This window comes from Kamptonema sp. PCC 6506 (assembly GCF_000180455.1).
In the GTDB taxonomy this organism is placed as follows: Bacteria; Cyanobacteriota; Cyanobacteriia; order Cyanobacteriales; family Microcoleaceae; genus Kamptonema; species Kamptonema formosum.
This window is the reverse complement of sequence record NZ_CACA01000055.1, coordinates 25864-32592: the sequence shown is the minus strand read 5'-3', so window position 1 is coordinate 32592 and position 6729 is coordinate 25864. Positions and strand designations below refer to the sequence as shown.

At 40.6% G+C, this 6729-nt stretch carries 10 protein-coding genes and 1 tRNA gene; 4 read left to right on the top strand and 7 right to left on the bottom strand.

Annotated elements, in window-relative coordinates:
- Positions 1–180: 180 nt before the first annotated feature.
- From OSCI_RS02855 to OSCI_RS02845, 3 genes are all read right to left on the bottom strand, one after another.
- Entirely contained in the window at positions 181–834 is a 654-nt protein-coding gene (locus OSCI_RS02855; protein WP_007353353.1) for a Maf family protein, read from the bottom strand.
- Between the two features lie 67 nt (positions 835–901).
- The gene (gene psbP, locus OSCI_RS02850; protein WP_007353352.1) at positions 902–1441 is read right to left on the bottom strand and encodes a photosystem II reaction center PsbP; all 540 of its coding nucleotides are present in this window, start codon (positions 1439–1441) and stop codon (positions 902–904) included.
- Between the two features lie 191 nt (positions 1442–1632).
- Positions 1633–1830: a high light inducible protein gene (locus OSCI_RS02845; RefSeq protein WP_007353351.1), complete on the bottom strand. Its 198-nt coding sequence runs from the start codon at positions 1828–1830 to the stop codon at positions 1633–1635.
- A gap of 241 nt (positions 1831–2071) precedes the next feature.
- On the opposite strand from OSCI_RS02845, the gene OSCI_RS02840 reads away from it, so the two are divergent.
- Positions 2072–2680, top strand: coding sequence for a hypothetical protein (locus OSCI_RS02840; protein WP_007353350.1), 609 nt, complete (start codon positions 2072–2074; stop codon positions 2678–2680).
- 10 nt (positions 2681–2690) lie between these two features.
- Here the strand turns inward: OSCI_RS02840 and OSCI_RS31845 are convergent, their stop codons facing one another.
- On the bottom strand, positions 2691–2822 hold the full coding sequence (locus OSCI_RS31845) for a hypothetical protein (protein WP_267879561.1): 132 nt from the start codon (positions 2820–2822) through the stop codon (positions 2691–2693).
- Positions 2823–2963: 141 nt separating this feature from the next.
- On the opposite strand from OSCI_RS31845, the gene OSCI_RS29535 reads away from it, so the two are divergent.
- The 3 genes from OSCI_RS29535 to OSCI_RS02835 all read left to right on the top strand — a co-directional run bounded on the left by OSCI_RS29535 (position 2964) and on the right by OSCI_RS02835 (position 4736).
- Positions 2964–3122 carry a hypothetical protein gene (locus OSCI_RS29535; RefSeq protein ID WP_155523430.1) on the top strand — a complete coding sequence of 53 codons (159 nt, stop codon included), beginning with the start codon at positions 2964–2966 and terminating at the stop codon, positions 3120–3122.
- A gap of 101 nt (positions 3123–3223) precedes the next feature.
- On the top strand, positions 3224–3367 hold the full coding sequence (locus OSCI_RS30535; protein ID WP_007353348.1) for a hypothetical protein: 144 nt from the start codon (positions 3224–3226) through the stop codon (positions 3365–3367).
- 214 nt (positions 3368–3581) lie between these two features.
- Complete coding sequence (locus OSCI_RS02835) at positions 3582–4736, top strand: DUF2281 domain-containing protein (RefSeq protein ID WP_007353347.1); 1155 nt, start codon at positions 3582–3584, stop codon at positions 4734–4736.
- Between the two features lie 229 nt (positions 4737–4965).
- Here the strand turns inward: OSCI_RS02835 and OSCI_RS02830 are convergent, their stop codons facing one another.
- The 3 genes from OSCI_RS02830 to OSCI_RS02820 all read right to left on the bottom strand — a co-directional run bounded on the left by OSCI_RS02830 (position 4966) and on the right by OSCI_RS02820 (position 6686).
- Positions 4966–5412, bottom strand: coding sequence for a hypothetical protein (locus OSCI_RS02830; RefSeq protein ID WP_007353346.1), 447 nt, complete (start codon positions 5410–5412; stop codon positions 4966–4968).
- Positions 5413–5780: 368 nt separating this feature from the next.
- Positions 5781–5853: transfer RNA gene (locus OSCI_RS02825), tRNA-Ala, on the bottom strand.
- A 137-nt stretch (positions 5854–5990) separates the two neighbouring features.
- On the bottom strand, positions 5991–6686 hold the full coding sequence (locus tag OSCI_RS02820) for an HAD family hydrolase (RefSeq protein WP_007353344.1): 696 nt from the start codon (positions 6684–6686) through the stop codon (positions 5991–5993).
- Positions 6687–6729 lie beyond the last annotated feature (43 nt).

Below are 6729 nucleotides of genomic sequence, written 5' to 3'. Positions count from 1 at the left end.
CAATTTGGCAATTAGAGGATTTACGGATTGTAAAAGTATAGTAAGTGGTTGAGATTGCTTCGCTTGGCTCGCAATGACTGAATTAAATTGTCTATGGGTAAGTTGTGAATTAGCGATTAGCGATTAGCGATTACCAATTACCAATTACCAATTACCAATTACCAATTACCTCTAAATTTCCTAATTAGATTGCCAAAAATCTGTAACGTCATATCCCAATTCTGCTAACATTACTCGCAGTAGTGGCAAGCTTAAACCGATGACATTGGTGTGACAACCTTCGATTTTCTCGATAAATAATCCCCCTCTACCTTCAATGGCAAAACAGCCAGCACATTGTAGCGGTTCTCCTGTGGCGACATAAGCTGCAATTTGGCGATCGCTAACTTCAGCAAAATAAACTTGGGTAACTTGACACTTGACTCTGATTCTATCCTGTGTTATGTCAATTAAGGTATGGCCAGTGTAGAGTTGGCCAACTTCACCGCGCATTTTTTGCCACCGCGCGATCGCATCTTTTGCATCTGCTGGCTTTCCATGAATCTCGTCGCCAACAACCAGAAGGGAATCGCATCCCAAAACTACGATCGATTTACCTTGTTCAAATTCTCCCTTTTTCCCAGTCGGGAGTGAATTGGGATTCGCAATCAGAGATTTAGCGACTGTTTCAGCTTTTCGTTGTGATAATATCTCGACTAATTCAGCCGCATCGTTTAGTTGAATTTGGGACTCGTCAAAGTCGCTGGGATAAATAATAGGATTAATGCCAACACTTTCTAATAGGCGGCGGCGCGCGGGGGAAGCTGAGGCTAGTACAAAAGTGGGAATATCCATTTTGTGCGATCGAGACTTATAGCTGTTAACTGTTAACTATTAACAGTTAACAATTACCCTTAAAAGCTTAATAGACAGAGAAAGATTGAATGACTTTCTCAAATAATTGTTTGGCTTTTGGCCATCTATCTTCAGTAGAAGATATGTTGATAGTGAAAAGTTTACCGCGACTGACTGCTACGCTAGCTAGGTTGTGCCGCAGTTGGTTGGGAAGTTTGACGGCATACTCTAAAATGTAATAACTTTTCGTTCTAGATTCACGGGCTTCGGCATTAACTAATTCTGCTTCGCGGCCGGAATTGGGAGGTGCGATCGCGCTTTTGCTTAACCGATATCCTACTTCGCTGGGAGTACCTAAATCCGCAAGAGTTTTACCACTGGGAACTTCACTGATAACGACGCTGACGTTCTCTGTTTGCTCAATTAAATCGCGAAATACTACATCTGGGCCATTGGAAACATTTAGTGCCGTCCAGCCATTAGGATAGAGAAATTGGTAGCCGTCGGCTGTGTCAATGTAGCTTTTGAGCCCGCTAACGGTTGATACACAACTGGTTAAGGTAAAGCTAAAAATTACCAGAAGTATTGCCGCGATTCGTTTGAGCATTATTCTTGATTACCTGGTCGGGGTGCATAATGTGATGATTTTGATTTTCTCATAAAGACACCCAAAACGGAAACCGATCGCCTTCAAGGATGGGAGGAGGGATATTGACCTAAAAACAATTTAGCTATGGAGCGCTTCCCTCGTCCATAGCTTTGCAGTTCTATCTCGAAATCCCAATACACGCTAGTTTGTTATCCCAGAAATCCGTGCCTAGCTAGCACTTCTAAACCTAGTAGCGAGACAAAACCAATCATGGCAAGGCGACCGTTTAACCGTTCTGCGTAGGTTGTAAAGCCTGTACGCGGCTCTTCTTCGACGTAAATAGTGGGTTCAATGGCAAAATTGTTGAGTTTGCCTTGATCGTCAACGATCGCTCCTTTGCTAGTCATGTTTGTACTCCTGAATGGTTTTTTCTCTCCTGTTAACAAATGTAACAGAGCCATTAATAAATGTAAAGTAAAATATAAAATTTTTTCAATCTCAACATTTCCTTGGATTTAGGGCGATGAATCTAACTGGGGACAGTGGACTCTGGACAAGGAACAAGGGACTATATAGAGGATGGCAAGTTAAAGGTCAGTACCAAATCCAGTCAGGGCTGGAAAAAATGTTGCAAGGGAGGAAAGATTTATGCGGGCCAGTGTGGAACTGCGATGGTTTTATAGTGGCACGCTGCCAAAAGCGATCGCCCAGTGGTTTTGGCAGGATAGTCTGGGCGGCTATTTATGGCCTCATGAAGAACGGGAAGACTCATATTTACTGATACCTAGCTGCGATTATCTGGGCATAAAGTTGAGGCAGAAAGGCTTAGAGGTAAAATGGCGGCAAGCTGAGTTAGGGCCAGTGCAGTTTGGCAACCGTTGGGAGGGAAAGGCGGAAAAGTGGCTGAAGTGGGTTTGTGTAGAGACAGAGGCACCTGTGGCGGCTGATATTTTGGCAACTGGGGTGTGGGTGACGGTGAAGAAAAAGCGATCGCAACGTCTATACCAAGTTTCGGAGGAAGGTTTGACTCCGGTTCCAGTGGAAGCGCCTATCCCCCAAGGTTGCAGTGTCGAAATTACGCAGTTAAGTATTAACGGGGAGGAGTGGTGGACTATTGCTTTTGAGTCTTTTGGCCATGACAGTTATTTGATGGAAAATTTACAGATTGTAGCTGGTTGGGTGAGTAAGAGTTATCCGGGTCAAAAGTTAACTTTGGATAATTCTTTGGCTTATCCTCAGTGGCTTAATCGAGTTTAGCTTTTAGATTTTATCCTCTGGCCCAATAGAGGGCGATCGCGATGGGAGGCTGTCGCGATCGCTCTTTATTGACTGACTTGGAGGGTGTGGAGAGAAGCGATCGCGTCGATGTTAGCTCTACAATAATAGGGCTTACGCTCATGGCTCCAGAAACCGGGTTTTTGAGAGTATCTGTGGTGAAAACGAAGTATTTTCGTCAAAAAACCCGGTTTCTTTGGTTGGGTGCGTAAGCCCTAAATAAGTTCCTGCTAAGATTGCGCTCATATTGTTACTTATGGAGTCAATGATGAGTGAAACTACTTTAAAGCAGCAAGAAACTACTAAAAATCACATTATTTATGTATTGGAACAGTTGACTTTGGCGGAGCGAAGTGCTAGAGAGGAATGGCAAAAAAATGCTGTTGAGTTTCCGGGGAACGACGAGGCATTTTCTTTGTTATAGGAAGTTGAATTATTAACGGTTAATTTGCGAGGTTATGCCAGTCAAATTAAGGGAAGAGGGGGATTGAAAATGAGTTGCAGGTAATTGGGTAATTGCAAGCAATGCGATTTTTTAATGTGCCTGTTATTGCTGATTTTTACTTTGACACTCAGGGAAAGTATGAGCGGATGAAGGGTTATATTAGGATGTTAGATTATTTGCGGTTGTTGATGGTGGAATATTTGCAGTTAGTTCCGATTTTTTAAATCAGGTAAGTATGTTAGATCCGAAGTGAGGAGAGGGTTACATTGTCAAGACTCACCCGAAGTCGGCGCAATTCGTAACGGGGAAGCGGTGACAGACTTGCAATTGGTGGCATTATAGGGTATTATAACGCAGGAGAGTGACACCGATGTATAAGAGTTAATTAAGTTTACTCAGTATTTAGCAGCTTAATTTATTTGGAGACACTTAGTAACTATGGAGAATTTACAACAAATACTTGATACACGCCGACAAGAATTAATTAGTAAAATCCAGGGTTTGTCAGACCAAAAGCTCCAAAATATAGAAGCTATTTCTCATTGTTATGAGTTTATTCGAGAAGCTATTGAGAAAGCCGAAGTAGAAGCCAAAAATATAAATTATAAAGATTTGATAGAGCCTTCCTTCCATATTACAGATAATTTTGATAAAGTCATGTTTCAGGGACATATAAATACAGCCGCAAATCTAATTCCTAAAGAATTTGGGGAAATTAACAATGAATATATAAAAATGTCCGAAAAAAACAAAAAAGTTTTTAACTACATATACCATCAACTTTTTATAACTATCATAACAGTATTAGATGATTTTTTCTCCCAAATACTTTTATTAGTTTTAAAGGCATATCCCGAACGATTAGGTGACAAAAAGATTAAAAAGATAAAGGAGATAAAGTTTAGTGATTTAGGTAAATTAAGCTCTGCCTCAGAGATAGCGGCTTTTTTAGGCATGGCAGAGGGCGAAAAAGCCATTAAATTAATTGACGGAGAAATTAATAGTCTGATCCGAGATGACATTATGCGTGGTAGTCCATTAGACTATATCAAGAATTTACGAACATATTTAGAAACAGGAGACACATTCTTACGATTAAAATGGCTACTATATGCAGAAAGAAGTTCACGGCGTAACGCTGGCGTACATAGTGGCTGGTTCGGCAATGATGAGTGTAACAAAAGAATTAATGAAATTATTAAAATAGATACAGGAAATCAGCTAAAATTATCGGAGCTTAAAACAAATTTTATTGGATTCGAGGCGGAGTATTTTTGTGAAACATATCGTTTAGCTATTGATATCGTTAAAGCCTTTAAATCTCATTGTGAAAAAGACTTTAAATCTCATTATGATGAAAATGGGGATTTTATGCCAGCTACTCAGGATGAATCTGGCTCATTTATCGAAACAATAGGCGTAGAAACCGTTTATCCTCATCAATTAATTTTAACAATTCCTGCCCGTGAAACGATGGGAGTTCGAGAACATTTAACCACAGTTTTAGATAATTTATCCGATGATTTAGTTGCCGAAGTTCGTGACTTTGCTGAATTTTTGCAGCAAAGACAACAACAAAAGCAAGTAAGCTAAGAATAAGAAAATGCTCGCAGAGCCTAAATGTGTTAACAAAGACAAATAAGGTGTTATTTGACAACAAAAGATGGAGAATAGTGGGCTCGAACCGCTGGATTCTGCGGTTCGAGCCCTATCAGGTAACAAAAAGTTTTAAAGCTAATCAATGTCCATTTTTTCCTTCCGCTTCCAGGAGATGCAATGAAGGAAAAAATGTACACTGACTTTCTTTGCTAGAATCTATTCTCTAGTTACTAAAAGTATCCTTGATCTTATCAACAGTGCGTTCAATAGCATTCTTTGTGTTGTCTACTGCTTTCTTAGTCCGAGCCGCATCTCGATCGGCTCTTTCTTCAATTCGCGCTGTATCTTTGTCTGCTTTGCGTTCAACAAAACTACGGTTGTCCGTTGCTCGATCGACTTTATCGGCATTTCTATTTGCAGTTTCCTTCACCTTATCTTTCGTATCTTCGATGAAATTTTTGGCTCGTCCAGCATCTTCACTGGTTTTAGCTTTAACCTGATCGCCCGCATCTGAGGTTGCGATTAGGCTGGAAACAGGATTAGCCATTGCTGCGGTGTTCGAGAAAAACGCACCTTGCCAAATGAAGGCGATCGCTGACACGCAAAACAGAGCTGTCGCCATCCAGCGTCCTAGAGTCGAAAGCGGTTTTGTAAAATAATTCAGTTTCATAGAATACAATTCGATGAGATTTAACACTCTCTTTGTACTTCATTTGAGCGATCGACCAAATCTTTCCCTAGACTGAAGTTATGCGATCGTAAATTATTCAATAAATCCACTCTTTCGATAGATTAAATTTATAGGGTATTCCACTAACAGCGGCTAATGTACCTCTTTTGATTGAAAACTGCTATATATTTATTGTAAAGGCGCAATGCTATAGCAACGATAATTAGACATACTATCTTTTGTCGCTAATTTCTTCCTTAGCATTTAAGTAAGAAAAGTAAGATATAACAATTTTAAGCTTTTTTAAAGCGGTGTATCTCATCAACCTGGAATCTGCGACAAATAATGTGTTAATTGACAACAAGATATGGAGAATAGCGGACTCGAACCGCTGGCCTCTGCGGTGCGATCGCAGCGCTCTACCAACTGAGCTAATTCCCCCTACCGAGCTTAGATTTAAGAGTAAAAAACCTAAAACCTCGATCGTGACTGCTTGCTAAATACTTGCAGATATTTAGCGATCGTACCACAATTTCGCAAAAATGTCTAGACTATGCTGGATTTTCCTGACCTACCTCCTACGAATAAACCTGCTGGACTCTCTCAAATTCTAAATCGGAAAGGTAATCTACAGTCCAATTAGCAGCACGTTGGAGGAAATGAAACGGATAAGTATTCGCCACACCCACAACAGAAATACCCGCTTTTTGGGCCGCTTCAATCCCAGCAAAAGTATCTTCGATCGCCAAACATTCCCCAGGTTCCAACTTAAGGTCTGGATAAAGCTGGTTCAGCCTTTCAACTGCTAAGAGATAACCGTCTGGTTGCGGTTTACTTGCCATCACATCATCACCAGCAATAATTACCTCAAAGTATTGTGCTAAGCCAGATCGATTTAACACCAATTCTACCTCCAACCGCAGAGAACCTGTCACCAAAGCGATTTTTAATTGCGCTACCTGAAGACTCAAAATAAATTCTTCCAACCCCGGATATATCGGCAATTTTTCCAAAAGCTCCACCTCTTTAATGTAAGCTTGAGCCTTGCGTGCAATCAGCCGATCGAGATAGGTTTCAGTCACAGTTCTGCCTCTGCGGTTGAGTAATTCTGCAATGCAAGCGCGATCGCTTCTTCCCAAACAAACTTGGCGAAACTCTCCACGATTAATCCGTAAATTTTCCTGAATTAGTAATTGCTCGATCAGCCGTTCGTGAATCGACTCATCGTTAATAATCACTCCATTAAAATCAAATAAAACCGCTTTTAGGGTCATGGGCAAAGTGTAGCAAAAAGCTAAGTTTAAATACTTTGAAAAA

Bases quoted from the DNA above. Each gene is read 5' to 3' on its own strand.
- OSCI_RS02820 (WP_007353344.1), bottom strand. From the start codon at position 6,686: ATGACCCTAAAAGCGGTTTTATTTGATTTTAATGGAGTGATTATTAAC.
- OSCI_RS31845 (WP_267879561.1), bottom strand. From the start codon at position 2,822: ATGAGCGTAAGCCCTATTATTGTAGAGCTAACATCGACGCGATCGCTT.
- OSCI_RS02855 (WP_007353353.1), bottom strand. From the start codon at position 834: ATGGATATTCCCACTTTTGTACTAGCCTCAGCTTCCCCCGCGCGCCGC.
- psbP (WP_007353352.1), bottom strand. From the start codon at position 1,441: ATGCTCAAACGAATCGCGGCAATACTTCTGGTAATTTTTAGCTTTACC.
- OSCI_RS30535 (WP_007353348.1), top strand. From the start codon at position 3,224: ATGCGATTTTTTAATGTGCCTGTTATTGCTGATTTTTACTTTGACACT.
- OSCI_RS02830 (WP_007353346.1), bottom strand. From the start codon at position 5,412: ATGAAACTGAATTATTTTACAAAACCGCTTTCGACTCTAGGACGCTGG.
- OSCI_RS02845 (WP_007353351.1), bottom strand. From the start codon at position 1,830: ATGACTAGCAAAGGAGCGATCGTTGACGATCAAGGCAAACTCAACAAT.
- OSCI_RS02840 (WP_007353350.1), top strand. From the start codon at position 2,072: ATGCGGGCCAGTGTGGAACTGCGATGGTTTTATAGTGGCACGCTGCCA.
- OSCI_RS29535 (WP_155523430.1), top strand. From the start codon at position 2,964: ATGATGAGTGAAACTACTTTAAAGCAGCAAGAAACTACTAAAAATCAC.
- OSCI_RS02835 (WP_007353347.1), top strand. From the start codon at position 3,582: ATGGAGAATTTACAACAAATACTTGATACACGCCGACAAGAATTAATT.